The organism is Bacillus sp. LSHTCR4, from assembly GCF_057197025.1.
In genome coordinates, this window is record NZ_JBXUNO010000003.1 from 179,470 (window position 1) to 204,162 (window position 24,693).

Sequence of the window (24,693 nt, forward strand, 5' to 3'; positions counted from 1 at the left end):
TATATAAGCAAATTATTTAATAATTGTTTTACCTGTCATTTCTTTCGGTTGCTCAACACCAAGAAGTGTAAGCATAGTTGGAGCGATATCACCTAAGATACCATCTTCACGTAATTCTACGTCGTTCTTAGTAACAATGAAAGGAACCGGGTTAGTTGTATGAGCTGTCATTGGCTCTCCTTCAGAAGTTAATTCTTCATCCGCATTACCATGGTCAGCAGTAATAAGTGCTACACCATCTTTTGCAAGAATCGCTTCTACAACTTTTCCTAAACATTCGTCAGTTGCTTCTACTGCTTTAATTGTTGGTTCCATCATCCCAGAATGGCCAACCATATCACAGTTCGCAAAGTTAAGAATGATAACATCATGTTTATCATTTTCGATTTCATTTACTAAAGCGTCCGTTACTTCGTAAATGCTCATTTCAGGTTTCAAGTCATACGTTGCAACCTTCGGTGAGTTAATTAAGATACGCTCTTCTCCTGGGAATTCAGCCTCACGACCACCGCTAAAGAAGAATGTAACGTGCGGATACTTTTCAGTTTCCGCGATGCGAAGTTGCTTTAATCCCGCTTGCGCAACAACTTCACCTAAAGTGTTATCAAGGTTCATTGGCTTGAATGCCACGTAACCATCTACTGTTTCACTAAAGTGTGTCATACATACGAATTCTGGAATGTGAGGTACTTTTTCACCACGATCGAACTCACGGAAGTCTTCGTTTGTAAATACACGAGCAATTTGAATTGCACGGTCTGGACGGAAGTTATAGAAGATAACTGCATCATCATCATTGATTGTTGCAACTGGCGTGTTATCTTCGTTAACAATTACAGACGGCAATACGAATTCATCGTAGATACCATTTGCATAAGAGTCTTCTACACACTCTTCTGCTGATTTATAAGTAGGGCCTTCACCATTCACCATAGCACGGTAACATTTTTCTACGCGATCCCAACGCTTGTCACGGTCCATGGAGTAATAACGACCAGAGATAGTCGCGAATTGTCCTACTCCTGTTTCTTTAATTACTTCATTTGTTGCATCGATATAGCTTTGTGCTGTTTTTGGTCCAACATCGCGGCCATCTAAGAATGCATGAATGTATACTTTCTCAACGCCTTCTTTAGCTGCTAAGCGAAGAAGAGCAAACATGTGGTTCATGTGACTGTGCACACCACCGTCAGAAAGTAAACCGAATAAATGAAGTGCAGTACCTTTTTCTTTTACGCTTTTAATTGCACTTTGGAACGTTTCGTTCTTATCGAACTCACCTTCACGAATTGCAACGTTTACGCGTGTTAAGCTTTGATATACAATGCGGCCAGCACCGATATTTAAGTGACCAACCTCAGAGTTACCCATTTGACCTTCTGGAAGACCTACTGCCTCGCCACAAGCTGTAAGCGTTGTGTGAGGGAATTTGTTCCAGTAACCATCAAAATTAGGTTTCTTAGCTTGTGCTACAGCATTCCCGTAAGTTTCTTCACGAAGTCCGAAACCGTCAAGAATGATTAAAGCTGTTGGCTTTCTCATTTTACCGCCCCCAGAAGACCTAAGAACGAAGCAGGCTCTAAGCTAGCACCGCCAACTAAAGCGCCGTCGATGTCAGATTGTGCCATGTACTCTTTAATGTTTTCTGGTTTTACGCTACCGCCGTATTGGATACGAACAGCTTCTGCAGCTTCTGGAGAAACAGCTTCTGCAACAACTTTACGGATGTGCGCACATACTTCGTTTGCATCTGCAGAAGAAGAAGATTTACCTGTACCGATAGCCCAGATTGGCTCATAAGCGATAACAGTTGCTTTAACTTGCTCTTCTGTTAAACCTGCAAGTGCTTTTGTTACTTGACCTGCTACTAGATCAAATGTTTTTCCGCTTTCGCGCTCTTCTAAAGTCTCACCACAACATACGATTGGTGTTAAACCATGTTCAAATGCTGCGATAGTCTTTTTGTTTACTGACTCATCTGTTTCAGCAAACATTTCACGACGCTCAGAGTGGCCAAGTACTACGTAGCCTACTTTTAAGTCGCTAAGTGCTACTGGGCTAATTTCGCCAGTGAATGCACCATTTTTTTCGAAGTGCATGTTTTGTGCACCTACTTGTAAATCAGTTCCTTCAGTCGCTGCTACAAGGCGCTCTAAGAATAGAGCTGGAGAGCAAACTACTGCATCAACAGCTGAAGCTGCTGGGATTTGACCTTTAACTTCCTCTACGAAGCTAACTGCTTCAGATAGAGTTTTATTCATTTTCCAGTTACCTGCGATAATTGGTTTACGCATGCTTTGCACCGTCCTTTTTCTTTGGCTGCTACTTATTTGTCGTTAAGACAAACTACACCTGGAAGCTCTTTACCTTCCATGAATTCTAATGACGCACCGCCGCCAGTAGAAATGTGGCTCATTTTATCAGCCATACCGAATTTTTCAACAGCTGCTGCAGAGTCACCACCGCCGATAACAGAGTATGTACCTTCTGCATCTGCTAATGCTTGTCCTACTGCTTTTGTACCTTCTGCGAATGGAGTCATTTCGAATACACCCATTGGTCCATTCCATACAACAAGCTTAGAGTTTTTAATTACATCTGCATAAATTTCACGTGTTTTAGGACCGATGTCCACGCCTTCCCAGTTAGAAGGGATAGAGTCGATACCAACGATTTTAGTTGTTGCAGTTTCAGAGAATTCCTCAGTGATTACAACATCAACTGGCATGTAGAAGTTTACGCCTTTTTCTTTTGCAAGTTGCATAAATTCTTTAGCTAGTTCAATCTTGTCGTCTTCACATAGAGATAGACCAATTTCATGACCTAAAGCTTTAACGAATGTGTAAGCAAGTCCGCCACCGATGATTAAGTTATCTACTTTGTCTAATAGATGACGAATTACACCGATTTTATCTTTTACTTTCGCACCACCGATGATAGCTGTGAATGGACGTTCTGGGTTAGAAAGTGCTTTACCTAATACTTCTAACTCTTTTTCCATTAATAGACCAGATACTGCTGGTAGGTAGTCTGCGATTCCTGCTGTAGAAGCATGAGCACGGTGAGCTGCACCGAATGCATCGTTTACGAAGATGTCAGCAAGAGCTGCAAATTCTTTCGCAAGTTCTGCATCGTTCTTTTCTTCGCCCGCATAGAAACGTACGTTTTCAAGAACTAATACGTCGCCTTCGTTCATTGCTGCAACCATTTCTTGTGCAACTGGTCCGAATGCTTCGTCTGCTTTTTTAACGTCTTTACCAAGAAGCTCGCCTAAACGTGCTGCTACTGGAGTTAAACGCATTTCTTCTACTACTTGACCTTTTGGACGGCCTAAGTGGCTTGCTAAAATAACTTTCGCACCTTGCTCTACTAAATATTGAATTGTAGGAAGAGCTGCACGGATACGAGTTTCATCTGTAATTTTGCCTTCTTTCATAGGTACGTTGAAATCAACGCGGCAAAATACACGCTTACCTTTTAAATCTACGTCACGAATTGATTTTTTGTTCATTGGATTTCCCTCCGACTACTAGTTAGGATTGACAAAACCCACTCAAAAGCTTAACACATTTGCTTTTAAAACGAAAGAAGAGAGAGAGGGAACAAACCCTCTCCCTCGTTTTGTCATTGATAACTTATATAATTAAGAATTAAAGACCTTTTGAAGTCATGTAAGCTGCTAGGTCTACTACGCGGTTAGAGTAACCAGTTTCGTTATCGTACCAAGAAAGTACTTTAACCATGTTACCTTCCATTACCATTGTAGATAATGCATCGATTGTAGAAGAAGCTGTACATCCGTTATAGTCGATAGATACTAATGGCTCTTCGCTGTATCCAAGGATACCTTTTAATTCGCCTTCAGCTGCTGCTTTGAATGCTGCATTTACTTCTTCAACTGTTACTTCTTTATCAAGTTCAACAACTAGGTCAACTAGAGAAACGTTAGCAGTTGGAACACGTACAGCGCCACCGTTTAATTTACCTTTAAGTTCTGGTAATACTAATGCTACAGCTTTAGCTGCACCAGTAGATGTTGGGATCATGTTTTCAGCTGCTGCACGAGCACGACGTAAATCTTTGTGTGGTAAGTCTAAGATTTGTTGGTCGTTAGTGTAAGAGTGAATTGTTGTCATCATTCCGCGTTTTACGCCGAATTTTTCGTTTAATACTTTAGCGAATGGAGCTAGACAGTTTGTAGTACAAGAAGCGTTAGATACTACGTTGTGGTTAGCTGCATCGTATTGTTCGTGGTTAACACCCATAACTACAGTGATATCTTCGTCAGAAGCTGGAGCTGAGATGATAACTTTCTTAACTGATCCACCTAAGTGTTTTTCAGCGTCTGATTTTTTAGTGAAACGGCCAGTAGATTCTACTACTACTTCTACTCCGTAGTCGCTCCATGGTAATTGAGCTGGGTCACGCTCAGCGATAACTTTAATTTCTTTACCGTTAACAACGATGCTGTTTTCGTTAGCAGATACTTCTGCATTTAAAGTTCCGTGAACTGTGTCATATTTTAAAAGGTGAGCTAATGTTTTAGCATCTGTTAAGTCGTTGATTGCTACTACTTCTACCTCAGAGTTGTTAAGAGCTGCGCGGAATACGTTACGTCCGATACGTCCAAATCCATTAATACCAATTTTAGTCATTTGAATTTCCTCCTTGGGGGATTATATTAAAGGGTAATACCCTTTGTTAACTGTTTTGCTGCACCTTCATCTGTAATTAGAATTGAAGTGTGCCCTTGTTTAATTACAGCCTGTATTGCCTTTGCCTTTGAAGAACCTCCAGCGACTGCAACAACGTGAGATACATTTTGTAAATCCTCTAGTTGCATACCAACTGTTCTTACTTTATGAACAACATTTCCTTGTTCATTAAAGTAGTAACCGAAAGCTTCGCCAACTGCTTCGCTTGCCTGAATCTTTAACCAATCTGCTTCCGAAGTATTTCTGCGACGTGCCATTGTTAACGCATCACCTATTCCATGAATGACGATATTGGAAGATCGAATCAACTCAAGAACTTCTTTCACGGAAGGCTCTGTCACAATAGACGCATATGCTTCGCTGCTAACATGATCTGGAACATACAATAAGCGATAATTACTCATCGTATTTTGCGCCATTTTGGCACAAATGGTATTGGCTTCTAACTCGACGCCTTCTCCAATTCCACCACGTGCTGGGACAAATAGCATATGTAAATCTTTGCAATCAAGCTGCATCATGTCCGCAACAGCAGCTAGCGTAGTTCCTCCAGCCACAGCAACGATATTATTCGCTGTCAGACGGTCTTTTATACAAGTCACACAAGCACGGCCCATCTCCAGTTTGACCCAAGGTGATTCATCACTATCACCAGGGACAACGAAAACTTCATCCAAGTCTAATGTTTCCTTAAGTTGCTTTTCTAAAACCTTTAACCCGGAAATTTCTTTCATAAAGTCTTCCAAAGCAAGAACTAAAGCTGTTCCTTCTTCTGTCAATGTCATTCCAGAAGAAGCGACGTGAACTAAGTTTTGTTCTTTCAAAACTTGAACTTCACTTCGCAATACTCGTTCTGTCATACCGAGACTTGCTGATAAGTTTCTTCTTCCAATTGGCTGCATGAGCCTAATGTATTGAAGAATTTGCATTCTCGTTTGCATAACAGGTAGCAGATCAGGTAATAATTTTTTTGTGTTCTGAATCCATGAGCGCATATCTTTTCTCCTCACTACATCGGTTCATTTTCCCTCGTGGTCACTTTACGTCCCGTAGTGACATTTTGTGTCCCACATAGGTTAAAAAAATAATCCCTGCTACGTGTATTATTGTAACAGGAGATAGAAACTTATTCAACTCTTAACTGCATTCTTTATATAGTTTATTATGACACCTTTGTGAATGTTACCATATTCTACTTGTTTTCCGTCTATTTCTACAACCGGAATCATTAGATGATATTTTTCTAAAAGGTCATTATCTTCATATATATCTATTTCCTCAATTTGAAAAGAATATTCACATTGTACTTCCTGTAAAACTTGTTTCGCCTTCACGCAAAGGCCACAATCTTTTTTTGTATACAGTACAACTTTCATCTTCTTCACCTATCCGATTGTTTTTCGTAATGACGACGCTGGAATGTGCATTTGCTCTCTATACTTCGCCACTGTTCTTCGAGAAATAACGATTTCATGCTCTTCTTCTAATAATTTTGAAATCTTTTGATCTGAAAGTGGCTTTTTCTTATTCTCTGCCTCAACAAGCGTTTGAATAAATTGTTTTACACGCTTTGTAGAAACTGCTTCATCTTCAGTAGTCGAAACGGCATTACTAAAGAACGATTTCATCTCAAATAAACCGTGTGGTGTTTGCACATATTTATTTCGCGTTGCACGACTAATTGTCGATTCATGCACGCTTAACTCTTCTGCTACTTCTTTTAAAGCAAGTGGCTTTAAATACTCCGGACCTTTCCAGAAGAAATCACGTTGTTTTTCCATAATAATGGTCATCACTTGCAGAAGGGTTTGTTTTCTCTGTTTTAAACTACGCATAATCCACTGCACATGCTGATACTTTTCTGATACGTAAGATGCCACTTCACTTTCACTATTATTAAGAAGCGCACTATATTCAGAATGAATTTCAATTCTTGGCATATTTCTCTCGTTCATTTGCAAAACGAGACGATCACCATCTTTTTTCACCGCCATATCAGGCACAATATAAAGCGGTTTATCAGAAGAAAACGCAAGACCTGGTTTTGGTTGTAATGACGTTATACAATTTACAGCACTCTGTAATTCCTCATTACTACACTTCAACACTTGAACGAGCTTTCGCCAATCTTTCTTTACGAAATAAGCGAAGTGATCCTCTATAACCTCTTCCGCTAATCCATTCCGCCTTTGTAAGCGCTTCAATTGCAAGGTTAGACATTCCTGAATATTACGCGCCCCTACCCCTGCTGGCTCGAGTGATTGGACAAGCTCTACAGAGCGGTCGACTACATGAAGCGGTGCGGAAAGAAGATTTGCTAACTCTTCGTTCGTCTCTTGTAAATACCCATTTCCATCCATGTTCATAATAATGAAAGAAGCTACTTTTCGCTCTTCTTCCTCTATTTTATAATACTGTATTTGATTTAATAAATGTTGCTGAATCGTTGTAGAATCCACACTGTAGATTTCCATCTGATTCTCGACTTGTTTGCTGGTACTTTTACTTGTGTTAGAGCTCTTTTTCTTCTCCCTCTCAAAACCACCTAACTCAATAAGGGGATTCTCTAACGATTGCTCATACAAAAACTCCGATAATTCTTGTACATTATACTGGAGCATTGTAATCGCTTGCCTTAACTCTTGTGTCATTGCCAAACGTAAGCTTTGTTCTTGTAAAAGACTTGCCTTCAAACTAATCTCCCCCTTGTTTCTATTGTACAATAAGTTTGGTAAAAGGAGAATGCTATCACAGACACCCATTCCAAAATATTATTAATTTATATGTATTAATGAGATTTACAACTTAAAACCGAAATTTGAATAATATTGAAAGAAAATAATAAAGTTAAAAATTATTATCAAGTACTAATAGTAAATCTTATTACTAGATATAACAAGAGGGAAATAAAAAAAGTCCTAACCTACAAAACGTAAGTTAGGACTTTTTGACGCGCCCAGAGGGATTCGAACCCCCGGCAGACGTGGTACCGGAAACCACCGCTCTATCCGACTGAGCTATGGGCGCATGATAATAGAAAACACTTCATTTTCTTCTCATAATAATAGCAATAAAATCCATCTAAATCAATAAAAATATCCCCGTAATCCTTTATGCCACTTAGTTATGAGTATATTAACAAAGCACTCACCCCTAAATTTTCCAATCATAAATTCACCCCAACTCACAAATTATAATCTTTGAATTGATATTCCAAAGGGGGCTTCATTCAATGACTGTAATTACAAAATTAAAACAAACTGTTTCTGGATTAAAAAGTGCACAAGCTAGCTTAGAGGGATTCGCTCTTGATACGGATAACCAACAAGCTAAGCAACTTTTCCAAACAGCTGCGCAGCAAACACAAACGATTATCGATTCTTTAAACCCACGCGTTGAAGAAGTCCAACAAGAAGAACCACAATACTCACAGCAATAACGAATCAGTCTTGCTGTGAAATAGAAAAAGGATGATATGCAGTCATCCTTTTTCTATCACATTACATATTGCAATAGAAATGGAATGATAATCATGCGAAAACTCGGCCTCATAACCGCATTATTTGCCCTTCTATTTAGCTCTTTTACCGGATGTGATAATAGTCCTTTAGATAAAAAAGTGAAAGAAGAAGCAAAACGAACGGAGAAAGAAAAAGGTCCAAAGTTAACAAAGACGAGTACGGAATCCTTTAATCAATCTATATCACAAGGAGCGAAGAAAAGAGCTCTCGCTATGGATGAAATTATAAAAAGCACAGCAGTGAATTCAAACTTAGATCTCTACATAGCAGTTACACCTGAGCATCACGAAAGGTTTGGATTAAAATCGCTGCGTAAGAAGCTTCAAAAGCAGCTAAGTGATGAGCATCCTACTTTCGACGTTCGTGTCAGTACAGATAAAAAAATCTTTATGTTACTCGAAAAACTTGAGAACAAAATTAAGAAAAAAGAAGTATCTAAAGATGAAATTAATAAACAATTAAAATTCATTGGTAAAAAAATGGAGTCTAACACTTAACGCTTTTTTTTAAGAAAAGGAAGGATTGCAATGTCTAGTAAAGATAAAAACTTAACCCCTGTGCAACAGGAATATAAAAAATTCGAGCAAGAACGTGAACCGAAGCGTCCTGTCTTGAAAAATTGTATAAAAGCCTTTTTCGTCGGTGGTTTTATTTGCTTCATCGGACAACTCATTTCTACTTTTTACATCACATATTTTGATTTCACTGAACGTTCAGCAGGAAATCCAACAGTCGCAACTCTCATCTTCATTTCCATGTTACTAACTGGTTTCGGTATATACGATCGGTTTGGACAGTTTGCTGGGGCGGGTACAGCTGTACCTGTCACGGGATTTGGTAACTCTGTGATTGCCGCATGTATCGAACACCGAACGGAAGGGTTTGTCCTTGGTGTTGGCGGTAACATGTTCAAATTAGCTGGTTCTGTTATTTTGTTTGGTGTATTTTCCGCTTTCGTCATCGCACTTATTAAAACGATTCTCGTTCAATGGGGAGGGCTATAAATGTTACAAGGACACCGAACGTGGGTATTTGAAAACAAACCAGTTATCATTTCAACTGGAGTCGTTGGCGGACCGTTTGAAGCAAAGGGGAACATTCCAGAAGACTTCGATATCCTTCATGAAGACCTATGGCTTGGACAAGATTCCTATGAAAAAGCACATAAAATTTTATTCGAAGAAGCTTGTAGCCGCGCTACTGAAAAAGCAGAACTTCGTAAAGACGATATTCAATTCGTACTCGCAGGAGATTTAATTAATCAAATTACCCCTACAAGCTTTGCTTGCCGTACACTGGGCACTCCTTATCTCGGATTATTCGGGGCTTGTTCTACTTCTATGGAAGGTTTAGCACTTGGGGCAAGTATCGTAAATGCAAAAGGCGCAAAATATTTATTAACCGGTGCATCGAGCCATAACACCGCTGTAGAAAAACAGTTCCGCTATCCTACCGAATATGGTGGACAAAAGCCACCTACTGCACAGTGGACAGTAACTGGAGCAGGAGCTGCTATTTTAAGCGATACTGGACACGGCCCTAGGGTAACCTCTGCAACAATCGGACGAGTGGTTGATATGGGATTAACAGATCCGTTTAATATGGGAGGCGCAATGGCTCCAGCTGCCGTCGATACAATTGAAGCCCACTTACGTGAACGTCAAATCGATGCCTCTTACTACGATTTAATCGTAACAGGCGATCTCGGACATGTAGGACGCGAAATTGCTTATGACTTACTACATAAACATGGAACAAAAGTAACGAGCGAACAGTTTCAAGATTGTGGGCTACTCATTTATAGAGAAGGGCAACCTGTCATAGCTGGTGCTAGTGGACCAGGATGTTCCGCAACAGTCGTGTACGGTCATTTATTAAACCGAATGAAAAGAGGAGAGTTCAAAAAAATACTTGTCGTTGCGACAGGCGCTTTACTATCTCCACTTACATTCCAACAAGAAGAAACGATTCCGTGTATCGCTCACGCCGTTTCGATTGAATTTGGAGGTGCAACGCAATGATTTTTTTCTGGGCTTTCGTCATTGGCGGACTCATATGTGTAATCGGCCAACTTATGTTTGATGTTGGCAAACTAACACCCGCTCATACAATGGCAACACTCGTTGTTGCTGGAGCTATATTAGATGGATTTAATTTGTATGAGCCATTAATTGATTTCGCTGGAGCTGGGGCGACCGTACCTATTACAAGCTTCGGTAATGCTCTCGTTCACGGCGCAATGGAAGAAGCTGCAAAACATGGCATCGTTGGCGTTATTACCGGCATGTTTAAAGTAACGAGCGCCGGTGTATCCGCAGCTATTATTTTCGGCTTCATTGGAGCTTTGCTATTCAAACCGAAAGGATAAGGTGTTTGTATGACAGTTATTGCTAGTGTTAAAACCTGCCTTGCTAGTGTAAGAGGGGCTCAAGCAAGTTTAAGCTCCCTTTCTTTAAATTCACAAGACGAAGAATCAAAACGTGTATTTCATGAATGTATGTTAGAAATGGACAGCGTCATCGCTGATTTACAGAATAGGATTTCAGTATTAGAACGTGAAGAACCTCAATATAAAGGGTTTTAAGTAGACTGGAGGAACTGACTATGTCTCACCTGCCGGAATGGACACTTGTCATTCTTCGCTCTGTATTCATATTAATTATTTTATTCGCTATTACGAAATGGTTAGGGAAAAGACAAATCTCTCAGCTCTCCTTCTTTGAATACATAGCCGGAATGACAATCGGTGACATCGCTGCCCAAGTATCTACAGGGCTCGATTCAAAATTTTTTCACGGCGTCTTTGCGATACTCATTTTCGCTGTGGTACCTTTTTTAACAGGAATCCTCTCTTTAAAGAACAAAACAGCTCGGGACTTCTTTGAAGGGAAATCTACCGTATTAATAAAAGACGGAAAGATACTCGAAGACAACTTAAAGAAAGAAAAATATACAAGTGACGAATTACTGGAACTTCTCCGTGGAAAAAGTGCGTTCAGCATAGCTGAAGTCGAATTTGCTGTCTTAGAACCGAGCGGAGAATTAAATGTATTATTAAAGAAAGATTCTCAGCCACTTACAGCAAAAGACATCGGTTTAAAGGTACCGAATGAAAAAGAACCACAAACTGTTATTATGGATGGAAATGTACTAGATGAACCTCTATCCTCTAGCGGGCATAACCGCGCTTGGTTACATGCTGAACTAGAAAAACTCGGTGTTGTTATTGAAAATGTCTTTCTCGGTCAGGTGGATTCATACGGACAATTGACTATAGACATTTACAATGACAAACTCCAAATGCCCTCTCCTCAAAACAAACCTTTATTATTAGCATCTTTAAAAAAATGTCATGCTGATCTTGAACTATTTTCCTTAGAAACAAAGTCGAAATCAGCGAGTGAAATGTATAGTAAAAACGCGAAACAAATCGAAAAGATTTTAAATAAAGTAACCTATCTTTTAAAAGAATAACTCTAGAAAGAACGCTTCAGTCAAAAGGCGTTCTTTTCTTTTTTTTCTACAGTTTTTATAACGTTTAAATTTATGTAATTCGGTTATGATGTTGAAGATACATAAGCAGGGAATTTCAAAAACATAGCGAATATTTCATGGTACAACTACATATTTTTTTGATTTAAAGTGGTTTCGTTTGACCTTTATTGACCATAATTGTATTATAAGACTAAGAAAGCTTTAGAAGGAGGAAATAACAGATGAATTTAATTCCTACAGTAATTGAACAAACAAACCGTGGAGAACGCGCTTACGATATTTACTCTCGACTATTAAAAGACCGCATCATTATGCTTGGTAGTGCAATTGATGACAACGTAGCTAACTCAATCGTTTCCCAGCTTTTATTCTTGGAATCTCAAGATCCAGAAAAAGATATTCACATCTACATTAACAGCCCTGGTGGTTCTATCACAGCAGGTATGGCAATTTACGATACAATGCAGTTTATTAAACCGCAAGTATCAACAATCTGTATCGGTATGGCTGCATCTATGGGTGCATTCTTACTTGCAGCAGGTGAAAAAGGAAAACGTTATGCACTTCCAAACAGTGAAGTAATGATTCACCAACCACTTGGTGGTGCACAAGGTCAAGCGACTGAAATCGAAATCGCTGCTAAACGTATCCTATTCTTACGTGAGAAACTAAACCAAATTCTTGCTGACCGTACAGGTCAACCACTTGAAGTACTACAACGCGACACAGACCGCGACAACTTCATGACAGCAGAAAAAGCTTTAGAATACGGTTTAATCGATAAGATCTTTACAAATCGTTAATAGATATTTAAAGCGGAAGCGGCTCGTTCAGAATCACAGGGCGATGGAGCTAGATACAACTAAAAGCGGAAGCGGCTCGTTCAGCTCTGACTGGCTAAGGTTCTTTCGCATAAAAGGCGCTTTTTGCCTTCTTATGCGGAAGGTTCTTAGACACGAAGAGCTAGCCGCTGGAGCTAGATATAACTATAAAAAAAGCGCCCTCTCACAGGGCGCTTTTTTTATAGTTACGCCTCCGCACGAATATACCCCACCCAGTATACATTTGAATATATCAGCGATTTTTCAAATATATCGACTGTAACTCCAATTATATTGGCGATTATTTTCATATATCGACGTTTCGACACAACTTATCGACTTACCGACAATTCTCGACAAGCATACACACCCTACATACCTCGCCCCCACCAACAAATAACAAAAACAAAAAAGCTATCGCACATATGCGATAGCAGTTTTATTGTACATATGCAGCTAATGCCTCTAAAGCTTCTTCTGCATCTGAACCTTCTGTTGTAATTGTTATCATGCTACCAGTTCCAATTGCTAAGCTCATAATCCCCATTATGCTCTTTGCATTTACTGTCTTTCCATCTTTCTCGATGAAAATATCTGCATGAAAGCGATTGGCCTCTTGTACAAACAACGCAGCCGGACGTGCTTGTAAACCGTTTTTTAATGAAACCTGAACTCTTTTTTGAACCACAGCTCCATTTCCCCTTTAACCTCTTATTTTTTTGCTACCGTTTCCCCCGCGCGTAATTTCTCTGCAATCTCATCGATTTTACGCAAACGATGATTAATACCCGATTTACTAATTTTCCCCCCGGATACCATCTCACCTAACTCTTTCAATGTTACATCTTGATAATCTCTTCGTAATTGCGCAATTTCTCGCAATTTATCTGGCAATATATCGAGACCAACCGTCTCATCAATATAGCGGATATTTTCAATCTGCCTTAGCGCTGCACCAATTGTTTTATTTAAATTAGCTGTTTCGCAGTTCACTAAACGATTCACAGAATTACGCATATCACGCACAATTCGAATATCTTCAAATCTTAAAAGTGCATTATGAGCACCTATAATATTTAAAAACTCTGTAATCTTTTCTGCTTCTTTCAAATACGTAATGTACCCTTTTCTTCTTTCCAACGTCTTACTATTTAAATCAAATCCGTTCATCAGTTCACATATAGCATCATTATGTTCCTTATATAACGAAAAGATCTCTAAATGATAAGATGATGTTTCTGGGTTATTTACTGAACCACCTGCTAAAAATGCACCGCGTAAATACGATCGTTTACAACATTTCTTCTCAATTAATTCTTGCGATATATTTCGAATAAATGAAAAGTCGTCTCGAACGATATGAAGATCAGCTAATATTTCGCGAGACTTCTCAACAAGCCTTACGATATATACATTATTTTTCTTCAATCGCATTTTTTTACGAACAAGTAATTCTACCGTCACGTCATATCCTTTTTTCAAAAGCGTATAAATCCTTCTTGCAATTGCCGCATTTTCTGTTTGAATATCGATTGATAGACGACGATTTGAAAAAGAAAGCGATCCGTTCATGCGAAGTAACGCTGATAATTCTGCTTTCTCACAGCATTCCTTCATCTCCAGATTCGTCAACTCTTTCTTTGTTTCTGATGCAAATGACACAGTCAACACCTCCTTATACGATTATTGTGGAACAAAAATCTTGTCCTATATGAAATGAGGAGCGTTACCTCAAACGAGGCAACGCACATCTACAAAAGTGAATATAAAATAGAAGCTAGTTTTAATGTATCGTGTCTTACAACACGGTCATCATACTTCGCTAATTGATCTTGAATAACATTAATATTGTTTTCAGTAAAACGCTCTTCATCTACTACAACTGGCGCCGACATTTCTTCTTCATATAACTGACGTAATTCACAAGGAATATCACGGTTATTTACAATTGCAGTATCGATAAATGGTTCACCTAAATGATCATGTAACGCCTGCACATGGTCAAACGCTGTATATCCCATCGTTTCACCAGCTTGCGTCATAACATTACACACATATACCTTCTTCGCTTTTGCAGCAAGAACAGCGTCCCCGATTTTGTTAACAACTAAATTCGGTAATATACTCGTATACAAACTTCCTGGACCGAAAACAAGTAAATCAGCTCGTTTAATCTCAGTCAACGTTTCATGTAACGGCTCTACATCTTCTGGAGTTAAAAAGACACGGTTAATCTTCTTTCCGAAATAAGGAATCTTTGATTCACCTGTTACAATTTCTCCATCTTCTAGCTCCGCATGCAGTACTGCACTTTGATTCGCCGCCGGTAATACACGTCCTCTAACATTTAAAACTTTACTCGTTTCTGTAATAGCATGGAAGAAATCTCCTGTAATCGAGGTCATACCTGCCAATAATAAATTTCCTAACGCATGACCTTTCAGCCCATCTCCCGTTGTGAAACGATGCTGAAATAACGCTTCCACCAGTGGCTCTACATCTGATAACGCCACAAGTACGTTACGAATGTCACCTGGGGGTGGAATTTCTAGCTCATCACGTAATCTACCTGAACTGCCACCATCATCAGCGATTGTAACAACTGCTGTAATATCAACCGGATATTGTTTTAATCCGCGTAATAAAACAGAAAGTCCAGTTCCGCCTCCCATGATGACAATTTTAGGTTTTCTCTCTTTTTTCATCCCTTAATGGCCCTTTCTCTTCTCCACATCACGATGAGATACATGAACACTATACTCTGGTTTCAAATGTTTCCCAAGGTATTCTGTAAGCGTAACAGAACGATGCTGTCCACCTGTACATCCAATTGCAATTACAAGTTGACTCTTGCCTTCTCTTTTATAATGAGGCAGCATGAAAGTGATAAGATCAGTCAATTTCTCTAAAAACTTATGCGTCTCATTAAATTTCAGCACATACGATGAAACTTCCTCATCTAGTCCTGTTAATGGCTTCATATGTGGAATGTAATATGGATTTGGTAAAAAACGAACATCAAATACTAAATCGGCATCAATTGGAATACCGTACTTAAATCCAAATGACATAACATTTACACGAAATGCTTGCTCCGTTTCAGTTGAAAACAGATGAACAATTTTTTCACGTAATTCTTTCGGTTTTAAATCAGATGTATCAAGCACAATATTAGCCCGTGCCTTCATATCAGTTAATAAGCTACGCTCCGCTTCGATTCCTTTTAACGGCAAACCAGTTGGTGCAAGTGGATGCGAACGTCTCGTTTCTTTATAACGAGTTACAAGCGTGCTATCTTTCGCATCTAAGAATAAAATATGAGGAATAATCCATGTACGTTCTGATAAATCATCAAGTGCTCCCCATAAATGTTCGAAAAACTCTCGGCCACGTAAATCAATACCAAGTGCTACTTTATTCATTTTTCCTTTTGAATCCGCCATAAGCTCAATAAACTTCGGCAATAACATCGGCGGTAAATTATCTACACAGAAATATCCTAAATCTTCAAAACTTTGTAAAGCTACTGTCTTTCCAGCTCCAGACATTCCTGTAATAATTACCATTTTTATATCATTATTCTCTGTCATCGTATCCTCTCCTTGACGGTTTAACTCGGATCTAATCGATATGAAAGCAACTCAAAATCTGGGGTATATACAAATGTACCGTAGATTATGCCATTTCCTTTAATTAAATAATCAATAATGTGATAATCTCCTGGTGCCATTGCTAAATCATCAATTTTATCAAATGTATGCCAGCCAATGATGCCTTCTTCGCTCTCTAGTTTGTTTTCTCCTGCAAAATCTGTCGCTAAAAAGGAGAACATCATCCATTCAGAAACAACTTTATCACCTTCTTGGATGACAAAGGTGAAGACCCCCTTTAACGCTGGGTTCTTTAAATAAATACCTGTTTCTTCACGATACTCGCGAACAACGGAATCTCTTACAGTCTCACCACGCTCCATCTTCCCGCCTGGTGCAACCCACCAATTCCGGCGAGGTTTTTGGAGTAAGAGTACTTCATTATCTCTAATTAACACACAGTTTGTCACTCTTTGCATGTTTCTTCACCTCAGCTACTTGCAGCAAATTTCTCACTGCATACTCATTTCATTATACTATCAAAAACAGTTTGCTACAACGAAGGAGCCAGTCCTCTTTCGCTAAGCATATGCTACTCAACAATTTTAAAAAAGCTTTCTATAACAAGCAATGTAAATGCCTGTACTTTCAATTCATAGCATGAAAAATCCCCTTAACGATTTTTATCGCCAAGGGGATTAAAGCCGTTATTTCTTACCGAAATAAGTAACAATCGCAAATCCTAAAATAAAGGTAATAATTGAACTTATAATTGAAAATCCTCCAGTTGGAATACCAGGGAACACAATTACAATCGAACCGATAACTAGTCCAATAATTGCCGCAAATGTCATACTTTTATAACGATCTAATAAGAAGCTAATTCCTTTACTACTTACAACAAACCCTACCATAACACCAGCACCAATAACTGCGATTAAAGGTAAGTTGAGTGTAGTTAAAGCATTAATTGCTGTCGGATACACACCAATAATTAATAAAATAAATGATCCGCTAATTCCAGGAAGTAACATAGCCATACTAGCCATCCATCCTGCGAAAAATAAACCAATTGCATTTAAAATTGTTAACGTCGTAATTGGATCTGCTGTCTTATCTGGTTTAAAGAAAGCTGTGATCGCAACAAGAATTGCTGCAACGATTAATAAAACAATATGCTTACCTTTAAACGACGACTTTGCATCAGCTTCTCTCATTAACATGGGTAATATACTAATAATTAAACCGAGGAAGAAAAATTGAGTCGGTTCATAATGATTTGCAAGTAAATATTTAATAACGTGACTTAACGTTAAAAACGCTGCTGCCACACCAGCTGCAAGTGGAATTAAAAACCCTAAATGTTTTTTCCATTCACGACTAAAGAATCCACTAATTGCCGCAAGCAATTGTTCATAAATCCCTAACACAACAGCGATTGTACCGCCGCTCACACCAGGAATTAAATCACTAACGCCCATACAAAATCCACGATATATATTACGCCATTCCATACTGAATAAATTCCTCATTTCTTATAGTGATTTTTTCCGTAAAGTCCAGTATATCAATAAGAAAGCTTATAATCCCAATATTTTTTGACAAAACTTTGACATTTTCACACACAAAAAAAGAAGAAAGCTCCTATCGGTAGCTTTCTTCTCAAAAGGTATGTTATCCCTTATTTTTCTGATACAGTTTTTAGTTCTTCTAATAATTCTTCTACGTAATGTTGTGCACTTTGTGCCGCAATACTACCGTCACCTGTTGCAGTTACAATTTGACGTAGCATTTTTTCACGAACATCACCAGCTGCGAAAATACCAGGAACTTTCGTTTCCATACGCTCGTTTGTTTCAAGGTAACCATTTTCATTTGTAATACCTAGTTCAACAAATGGTTTTGATAGTGGTAACATACCGATGTATACGAATACGCCGTCAGTTTTGACTTCTTTCTCTTCTCCACTATTTACGTCTACAAGTGTTACACTTCCTACTTTACCACTCGCTTCGTTAATTTCTTTTATCGTATGATTCCAAATGAAATCTACTTTTTCGTTTTGGAAAGCACGGTCTTGTAAAATTTTCTGTGCACGAAGCGTGTCACGACGGTGAACGATTGTTACTTTTGATGCGAAGCGTGTTAAGAATACACCCTCTTCAACAGCAGAATCCCCGCCACCAATAACTACAAGTTCTTTCCCTTTAAAGAATGCGCCATCACATACCGCGCAATATGATACACCGCGGCCGCCAAGTTCTGTTTCGCCTGGTACACCGATTTTTTTATACTCTGCACCACTTGCAACGATAATTGCACGTGCTTTATATTCTTTTTTACCAGCAATAATTGTTTTGTATTCTTTACCATCGATGACTTCTTTCACATCACCGTATGCATATTCAGCACCAAATTTCTTCGCATGCTCGAACATTTTATTTGATAAGTCTGGTCCTAAAATAGACTCATAACCTGGGTAGTTTTCTACATCTTCTGTATTTGCCATTTGTCCGCCTGGAATACCACGCTCAAGCATTAATGTGCTTAAATTCGCACGAGATGTATATACTGCAGCTGTCATACCAGCTGGTCCTGCACCAATAATAATGACATCATAAATTTTTTCTTCTGACACACCATTCACTCCTATTCATTCCTACACTATTAAGTTACCCTCATTATACTGTTCGCATCATTTTTTTCCCAATGATTTGCTTATCTATGTGTGCGTACGTTTAACAGCTTGCACATACTTTCGAACAGTCGCTACAGATACATTATATACATCTCCGAGCTCCGACTGTGTCATCTTATTTCCTTGTTCGCTACGTACGATATATTCAACCGCAGCTGACCAGCCGTATACATTTGTAAAAACTGCTCCAGATGTATATAAACGTATGAACGTACAAAACCAAAATTGTAAACACTCTTCGATTAATTCATCATCTTTTTTCGTATAATTGTATAAAGCATCCGCGATTCGTGCGCACTGTTCAAATTGCTGTAAATCGGCTGGAATACTCTTATGACTATTAAGTAAAAAGAAATACTTTGCAAGTTGTGATACAATTGGAACACCATTCTTCGCTTGCGTTACATCAAAGAAGAATCCAACCTTCTCCGGCGTTGATAATTCATTCATTAAATATAAAGCTAGCATTTGTTCCTCTAGCGTCGCACTTTGCTGGAATGATTTTCGTAATTCTTCAAATAACACATTTTGTCCTTCATCCGCTAAATTCAATGCATTCCACGGTTCTTTTCCCTTTTTATCAGGGTGCAATTCTACAACATGTTGCCACATTTTTTCAGCTACTTGCTGATCTTTCACCATATACGCAGAATATGCAAACCAATAATAAAAACTAACGTCTCCTTCGTATCCTTGACGCTTTAATAATTTGAACCATTTATATGCAGGCTCGAAATGACCAATTGTTGCAAGTGTCGTCCCAAGTTTCAAACGATGTTCAAACGAAATCGGATATACCGAAACTAACTGTCCTGCTAACGCCTCTACTTGTTTATGCTCTCCAATTGAATATAGAAAAATAAGCGTATTACAAAGCGCATGTATATTACCTGGATTTTTCTCTAAAATCATTTCCGTTAATTTCAGTGCCTTATCTACATTGCCAGATTGAAAATGCGCAATAGCTAAATTATTATGCCCCGACCAAAATTCCGGATAGTCTTTCGTAACAATTTCTAATGTAGCAATTGCTTCTTCCAATTGTCCGTTACGAATATAACGATTCGCTTCTTCCTGCATAACAATTAAATCATCTTCATCTTCAATCTCTTCCGCACCCATCGCTTCTTCTTCCATGATTTCAAGTAATTCTAATGTATCTTCTACGAATTCCTTCTCTTCTGCAACTTCTAAATAGCGATCCGCATACTTCTTCGCCTGCTGAAATAGACCCATATATGCATAATTATTTGCAATAAAATAATAACACTGTTCAAGTTCTGGATTAGATCTAACAAGCTTAAAGAAGGTTTGATTTGACTCTTGATATTCACCAGCCTCAGATAATACTGTTGCTAATTGGCATAAAATAAACGGCTCCTTCTCACTTTGTGCCGCTCTTCGAAAATATTTAATTGCATCTTGCAATTTTTGCCCTTTGTAAGCCCTCATCCCTTTTTTATAAAAGAAGTCCGCTAATTGATTAAAAGAGATAACTTGTCCGTTCTCCTTATATATTCTTTGATTTTTCCCCATATATCCTCCAGTTTTTTGTTTTCTTCGTTCACACATTCTTCTATCTATAAGTATAAACGATTCCGTAAAAAACAAAACAGTATATTATACTCAATTATTTCCTTTTTATTCATTAAAAAAGAAGAGAAATGTTACATTTTTAGTATGAACCTTCTCTAGCCTCCATTTGCTCTTTCGTATAAATAACACGCATTGGATTTCCACCTACGAAAGCACCACTCGGTACATCTTTATGAACAAGCGTGCCAGCTGAAACAATTGCGCCATCTCCAATTTTCACACCCGGTAATATCGTTGTATTCGCTCCAATCATCACTTCATTTCCTACGACGATCTCTCCAAGTCGATATTCACGAATTAAATATTCATGTGCTAAAAGCGTTGTATTATAGCCGATAATCGAATTTTCTCCCACAGTTATCTTTTCCGGGAACATAATGTCCGGCATTACCATAAGCGCAAACGATGTTTTCTTTCCTACTTTCATCCGTAAAAATGTGCGGTACAACCAATTCTTGACGGATAAAAAAGGTGTATATCGTGCAATTTGGATAATAATAAAGTTTTTCATTACCTTCCAAAAAGACACTGTTTTATACACATTCCATAATGAATTTTCTCCTGAAACAGGATAGCGCGTTGTCCGTCGCACTTAACTCGCTCCTCTACTTATCTTTATGAACGATTCATGTCGGACAAAATCGGCAATAAATCACTCATTTTATCTAGCATAAAGTCTGGCTTGTAAGCCTCTAAATACGCTCTACCTTTTAATGTCCATGAAACCGCAGCTGTTTTCGTACCCGCATTTTGTCCGCCAACAATATCATGATGGTTATCCCCAACCATCAATGCTTCTTCCGGTTTCGCATCTAATAACTGAAGCGCTTTTTGAAGTGGCTCTGGATGTGGTTTCACATGCTCGACATCATCAATTGTCACAACAACATCAAAAAACTCATCAAGCTTCGATAACTTTAATCCCATCTCAACGGTTTGTCTCGCTTTTGTTGTAACAATACCAACCTTATAGCCTTGTTTCTTCAACTCTTGAACTGTTTCATATACAGTTTCATATTCTTCTACTAATTCATCATGATGATCATGGTTAAATTGACGATAACTCGTAATTAACTCTTCAACCTTACTTTCATCAATCTTACTGAACGTATCATGCAAAGATGGACCGATAAATGGCAATACATCTTCACGCTTATATTGATCTGGATAATATGTATGTAAAGTATGTAAAAAAGAAGAAATAATAAGTTCGTTTGTATTAATTAACGTTCCATCTAAATCAAATAACACTGTATTTATTTTCATTGCCTTAGTCCTTTCCCTTTCCTGAATATGAAAGAAGCAGCATCTTATAATAAGATGCTACTTTTCTCTAATTTTCCGAATATCTTTTATCAGCTTGCCCCATTTTTCGTCTCACAATAATGAAAATAATAGAAATAACAACAAGTCCAATTGACATTACTTGTGCAATACGAAGTGGTCCTAGCATTAAACTATCTGTACGCAACCCTTCTACGAAGAAGCGTCCTACTGAATACCAAATTAAATATGTGAAGAATAATTCCCCGCGGCGTAAATTCACTTTTCGTAATGCAAGTAATAGAATGACCCCCGCAAAATTCCATAATGATTCATATAAAAACGTCGGATGGTAATACACACCATCAATGTACATTTGATTAATAATGAAATCCGGTAAATGAAGGCCTTCTAAAAACTGTCTCGTTACTTCATCACCATGCGCCTCTTGATTCATAAAGTTTCCCCATCGGCCAATTGCTTGTCCTAGTAAAATACTTGGCGCAGCAATATCCGCCAACTTCCAGAATGAAACCCCGCGGCGTTTCGCAAAAAGAATCCCTGTAATAACAGCTCCGATTAAACCACCATGAATCGCCAAGCCACCTTGACGAATATTAATAATTTGACTCGGATTTTGCGCGTAATATTCCCATTCAAAAATAACATAGTACATTCTCGCAAATAAAATAGCGATCGGTACTGCAATTAATACAAGGTCAACAAATGTATCTTTTGGAATACCTAGCCTTTCTCCTTCGCGAGTTGCTAGCCAAAGACCTAATAGCACACCTGTACCGATAATGATCCCGTACCAATAAACAGGAAACGGTCCAAGTTGGACAGCTACGCGGTCAAGCTGTGGTACAGAACCTAACAGCATATGTATGACCTCCCTCTCCAATGTTTACTCCTGATTCCCTAACTCAATCGCACTCATTAATCGTTCTGAGAACTGCTGTGCTGCATTGACTCCCATACGTTTTAAACGGAAGTTCATCGCTGCCACTTCAATAATAACAGCCAAGTTTCGACCAGGACGAACTGGAAGTGTAATCTTCGTAAGTTCTGTATCAATAATCTTCATCTTCTCTTCATCAAGACCTAAGCGATCATAATTTTTCTTTTGATCCCAAATTTCAAGATTAATAACAAGTGTAATACGCTTATAATTTCGCACTGCTCCTGCACCGAATAACGTCATAACGTTAATAATGCCTAGACCACGAATTTCTAATAAATGTTCAATTAAATCTGGTGAGCTTCCGACTAACATATCTTCATCTTCTTGGCGAATTTCTACACTATCATCCGCAACAAGGCGGTGACCACGTTTTACAAGCTCAAGAGCTGTCTCACTTTTACCGACACCACTTTGACCTGTAATTAAAACACCAACACCGTAAATATCTACTAACACACCATGTACAGCTGTTGTTGGTGCTAACTTACCTTCTAAATAGTTTGTTAAACGACTTGATAATCTTGTTGTCGTTTGAGAAGAACGTAATAAAGGCATGCCTGATTCACGCGATGCTTGCAGCAACTCATCTGGTACATCTTGATTACGAGTTACAATAATACATGGTGTCTCCTCAGTACAAAGCGCTTTCATTCTCTCTTGTTTTTGCTCTGACGTTAACGTGTCAAAGAACGTCAGCTCCGTCTTTCCAAGAAGCTGCACGCGATCAGCTGGATAATATGTAAAAAATCCTGCCATTTCAATTCCAGGTCGTGATAAATCACTTGTATCAATTGGACGATGAATTCCTTCTTCACCACTTATTAACTCCAATTGAAATTGTTCAATTAAATCTTTTGTCCTTACTTTCGGCATATGTATAAACCTCCACTCCGCTGCGGGTTCAGTCTCGTTTGATGTAAAATTCCATTCTACCGGATATTGTACCATTTTTTTCTGGAAACAAGAAATACGGTTTCTAATAAATAGAAAAAAACATTTCATACACATCATGAAATGTTTTTCTTTTTGTCATTTTCTCTTTTTTTCATATAAAGGTTCCACAATTGCCTTTTCAATAATCATATTAAAAATTGAAATACAAATTGCCGCAACAATCGCTACGCCGAAACCTGATATATTAAATGCATCTCCTAATAATGAATCTGCTATTTTTAACGTAATTGCATTAATAACAATTAAGAAGAACCCGAAAGTTACAACTGTAATTGGTAGCGTAATTAAAATTAAAAACGGTTTTACAAACACATTTAAAACAGCCAAAATAATACTCGCAATAATTGCAGTTTGTATATTTGCTACGTAAAACGCGTCTGGTGCAATCCCTTTTAAAAGTCCCGATACAGCGATTAACACAACGCTATTTACAAGAAGTGATACAATCCATCTCATTTTCTTACACATCCTTTTAAACATATATATTTCATCATACGCTAATAGACAATAAACGCAAGTATGATACGAACACTTATATCAACTTATTCTACTTTTCCTGCTTGTATACCTACCAACATCTCTTTGTGAAATAAGGACCACACCATCTATGCTCATGAGTTTTCACAAAAGTCCAAGTGAAATCTCTATCTACAATATAGATATCCCCTTTATACATATTATCCGTCTCACACAATATATCATCCATATGTAATAAACTCGCATGCTTCATTAACAGTACCTCATCACAGTGTTGATAGAAAATGTAGCAATCCTTTTTCACTTCATTATGAAACGCGTTTTCCGCTTCTTTACCCTCTAAACACTTCTTTTTCTCATAACTAAATATGTGCCATAGATAACCACATGCATACTTATCTCCATAAAGAAAAATATCTTCTTTTTCTTCATCACTTAAATGATTTGCAAAATGATCCTCCCAGCGCTTCCGAAAATATACACCCCAATTTTGAAACTCTCTTACCTTCATAGTTTTCTTTCGCAACACATCTAAAAACTCCATCTTCTCCCCCTATACAATAAAAACCGAGCGTCATTTCCACTCGGTTTTTATTACT

Annotated in this window: 29 protein-coding genes and 1 tRNA gene; 8 read left to right on the top strand and 22 right to left on the bottom strand. The window is 38.3% G+C overall.

Annotated features, from left to right (window positions below):
• Nucleotides 1–12: 12 nt before the first annotated feature.
• From gpmI to AC2CGR_RS20545, 8 genes are all read right to left on the bottom strand, one after another.
• Nucleotides 13–1,542: a 2,3-bisphosphoglycerate-independent phosphoglycerate mutase gene (gene gpmI, locus AC2CGR_RS20510; RefSeq protein WP_001231152.1), complete on the bottom strand. Its 1,530-nt coding sequence runs from the start codon at nt 1,540–1,542 to the stop codon at nt 13–15.
• Nucleotides 1,539–2,294: a triose-phosphate isomerase gene (gene tpiA / locus AC2CGR_RS20515; RefSeq protein WP_001231038.1), complete on the bottom strand. Its 756-nt coding sequence runs from the start codon at nt 2,292–2,294 to the stop codon at nt 1,539–1,541. Before tpiA ends, gpmI begins: the two co-directional genes overlap by 4 nt.
• Nucleotides 2,295–2,326: 32 nt before the next feature.
• A complete protein-coding gene (locus tag AC2CGR_RS20520; protein WP_029440957.1) occupies nt 2,327–3,511 on the bottom strand; it encodes a phosphoglycerate kinase in 1,185 nt (394 codons plus the stop codon).
• Nucleotides 3,512–3,650: 139 nt separating this feature from the next.
• Nucleotides 3,651–4,655: a type I glyceraldehyde-3-phosphate dehydrogenase gene (gene gap, locus AC2CGR_RS20525; protein WP_000161236.1), complete on the bottom strand. Its 1,005-nt coding sequence runs from the start codon at nt 4,653–4,655 to the stop codon at nt 3,651–3,653.
• A gap of 26 nt (nt 4,656–4,681) precedes the next feature.
• Entirely contained in the window at nt 4,682–5,710 is a 1,029-nt protein-coding gene (gene cggR, locus AC2CGR_RS20530) for a gapA transcriptional regulator CggR (RefSeq protein WP_001258187.1), read from the bottom strand.
• Nucleotides 5,711–5,845: 135 nt separating this feature from the next.
• Nucleotides 5,846–6,091 (bottom strand): glutaredoxin family protein, encoded by a 246-nt coding sequence (locus AC2CGR_RS20535; protein WP_000869729.1) that lies wholly within the window; start codon nt 6,089–6,091, stop codon nt 5,846–5,848.
• Between the two features lie 9 nt (nt 6,092–6,100).
• Nucleotides 6,101–7,408: an RNA polymerase factor sigma-54 gene (gene rpoN, locus AC2CGR_RS20540; protein WP_000647984.1), complete on the bottom strand. Its 1,308-nt coding sequence runs from the start codon at nt 7,406–7,408 to the stop codon at nt 6,101–6,103.
• A gap of 258 nt (nt 7,409–7,666) precedes the next feature.
• Nucleotides 7,667–7,742 (bottom strand) — tRNA-Arg (locus AC2CGR_RS20545).
• Nucleotides 7,743–7,947: 205 nt separating this feature from the next.
• Here AC2CGR_RS20545 and AC2CGR_RS20550 point away from each other — a divergent pair.
• The 8 genes from AC2CGR_RS20550 to clpP all read left to right on the top strand — a co-directional run bounded on the left by AC2CGR_RS20550 (nt 7,948) and on the right by clpP (nt 12,534).
• Entirely contained in the window at nt 7,948–8,154 is a 207-nt protein-coding gene (locus AC2CGR_RS20550; protein WP_000216166.1) for a DUF1657 domain-containing protein, read from the top strand.
• A 93-nt stretch (nt 8,155–8,247) separates the two neighbouring features.
• Nucleotides 8,248–8,733: a YhcN/YlaJ family sporulation lipoprotein gene (locus AC2CGR_RS20555; protein WP_087968660.1), complete on the top strand. Its 486-nt coding sequence runs from the start codon at nt 8,248–8,250 to the stop codon at nt 8,731–8,733.
• 30 nt (nt 8,734–8,763) lie between these two features.
• Entirely contained in the window at nt 8,764–9,240 is a 477-nt protein-coding gene (gene spoVAC / locus AC2CGR_RS20560) for a stage V sporulation protein AC (protein WP_000095399.1), read from the top strand.
• The gene (gene spoVAD / locus AC2CGR_RS20565; protein ID WP_029440962.1) at nt 9,241–10,257 is read left to right on the top strand and encodes a stage V sporulation protein AD; all 1,017 of its coding nucleotides are present in this window, start codon (nt 9,241–9,243) and stop codon (nt 10,255–10,257) included.
• On the top strand, nt 10,254–10,604 hold the full coding sequence (gene spoVAE / locus AC2CGR_RS20570) for a stage V sporulation protein AE (protein ID WP_000575919.1): 351 nt from the start codon (nt 10,254–10,256) through the stop codon (nt 10,602–10,604). Before spoVAD ends, spoVAE begins: the two co-directional genes overlap by 4 nt.
• Before the next feature lie 9 nt (nt 10,605–10,613).
• Nucleotides 10,614–10,820, top strand: a complete 207-nt coding sequence (locus tag AC2CGR_RS20575; RefSeq protein WP_029440963.1) for a DUF1657 domain-containing protein — start codon at nt 10,614–10,616, stop codon at nt 10,818–10,820.
• A gap of 20 nt (nt 10,821–10,840) precedes the next feature.
• On the top strand, nt 10,841–11,710 hold the full coding sequence (locus AC2CGR_RS20580; protein WP_029440964.1) for a DUF421 domain-containing protein: 870 nt from the start codon (nt 10,841–10,843) through the stop codon (nt 11,708–11,710).
• Nucleotides 11,711–11,952: 242 nt separating this feature from the next.
• Complete coding sequence (gene clpP / locus AC2CGR_RS20585) at nt 11,953–12,534, top strand: ATP-dependent Clp endopeptidase proteolytic subunit ClpP (RefSeq protein ID WP_001049162.1); 582 nt, start codon at nt 11,953–11,955, stop codon at nt 12,532–12,534.
• A gap of 457 nt (nt 12,535–12,991) precedes the next feature.
• On the opposite strand, the gene AC2CGR_RS20590 is transcribed toward clpP, so the two are convergent.
• From AC2CGR_RS20590 to AC2CGR_RS20655, 14 genes are all read right to left on the bottom strand, one after another.
• A complete protein-coding gene (locus AC2CGR_RS20590) occupies nt 12,992–13,240 on the bottom strand; it encodes an HPr family phosphocarrier protein (protein ID WP_000250307.1) in 249 nt (82 codons plus the stop codon).
• Between the two features lie 23 nt (nt 13,241–13,263).
• The gene (gene whiA, locus AC2CGR_RS20595) at nt 13,264–14,214 is read right to left on the bottom strand and encodes a DNA-binding protein WhiA (RefSeq protein WP_000006563.1); all 951 of its coding nucleotides are present in this window, start codon (nt 14,212–14,214) and stop codon (nt 13,264–13,266) included.
• 89 nt (nt 14,215–14,303) lie between these two features.
• Complete coding sequence (locus AC2CGR_RS20600) at nt 14,304–15,257, bottom strand: gluconeogenesis factor YvcK family protein (RefSeq protein ID WP_000712175.1); 954 nt, start codon at nt 15,255–15,257, stop codon at nt 14,304–14,306.
• A gap of 3 nt (nt 15,258–15,260) precedes the next feature.
• On the bottom strand, nt 15,261–16,142 hold the full coding sequence (rapZ, locus tag AC2CGR_RS20605) for an RNase adapter RapZ (protein WP_029440966.1): 882 nt from the start codon (nt 16,140–16,142) through the stop codon (nt 15,261–15,263).
• Nucleotides 16,143–16,162: 20 nt separating this feature from the next.
• Nucleotides 16,163–16,621: an NUDIX hydrolase gene (locus AC2CGR_RS20610; protein WP_001190080.1), complete on the bottom strand. Its 459-nt coding sequence runs from the start codon at nt 16,619–16,621 to the stop codon at nt 16,163–16,165.
• Between the two features lie 228 nt (nt 16,622–16,849).
• Complete coding sequence (locus AC2CGR_RS20615) at nt 16,850–17,656, bottom strand: DUF368 domain-containing protein (protein WP_000455203.1); 807 nt, start codon at nt 17,654–17,656, stop codon at nt 16,850–16,852.
• A 167-nt stretch (nt 17,657–17,823) separates the two neighbouring features.
• Nucleotides 17,824–18,780: a thioredoxin-disulfide reductase gene (gene trxB, locus AC2CGR_RS20620; protein WP_131101036.1), complete on the bottom strand. Its 957-nt coding sequence runs from the start codon at nt 18,778–18,780 to the stop codon at nt 17,824–17,826.
• A gap of 84 nt (nt 18,781–18,864) precedes the next feature.
• Entirely contained in the window at nt 18,865–20,376 is a 1,512-nt protein-coding gene (locus AC2CGR_RS20625) for a tetratricopeptide repeat protein (RefSeq protein WP_000517735.1), read from the bottom strand.
• Nucleotides 20,377–20,515: 139 nt separating this feature from the next.
• On the bottom strand, nt 20,516–21,028 hold the full coding sequence (locus tag AC2CGR_RS20630; RefSeq protein WP_087968662.1) for an acyltransferase: 513 nt from the start codon (nt 21,026–21,028) through the stop codon (nt 20,516–20,518).
• A 23-nt stretch (nt 21,029–21,051) separates the two neighbouring features.
• Entirely contained in the window at nt 21,052–21,702 is a 651-nt protein-coding gene (ppaX, locus tag AC2CGR_RS20635) for a pyrophosphatase PpaX (protein WP_097851030.1), read from the bottom strand.
• A gap of 67 nt (nt 21,703–21,769) precedes the next feature.
• The gene (gene lgt / locus AC2CGR_RS20640; protein WP_000924239.1) at nt 21,770–22,582 is read right to left on the bottom strand and encodes a prolipoprotein diacylglyceryl transferase; all 813 of its coding nucleotides are present in this window, start codon (nt 22,580–22,582) and stop codon (nt 21,770–21,772) included.
• A 24-nt stretch (nt 22,583–22,606) separates the two neighbouring features.
• A complete protein-coding gene (hprK, locus tag AC2CGR_RS20645) occupies nt 22,607–23,536 on the bottom strand; it encodes an HPr(Ser) kinase/phosphatase (protein WP_001127250.1) in 930 nt (309 codons plus the stop codon).
• Between the two features lie 156 nt (nt 23,537–23,692).
• Nucleotides 23,693–24,073 (bottom strand): phage holin family protein, encoded by a 381-nt coding sequence (locus tag AC2CGR_RS20650; protein WP_001267308.1) that lies wholly within the window; start codon nt 24,071–24,073, stop codon nt 23,693–23,695.
• Nucleotides 24,074–24,185: 112 nt separating this feature from the next.
• Nucleotides 24,186–24,638 (bottom strand): DUF4275 family protein, encoded by a 453-nt coding sequence (locus AC2CGR_RS20655; RefSeq protein ID WP_484481100.1) that lies wholly within the window; start codon nt 24,636–24,638, stop codon nt 24,186–24,188.
• Nucleotides 24,639–24,693: the final 55 nt, after the last annotated feature.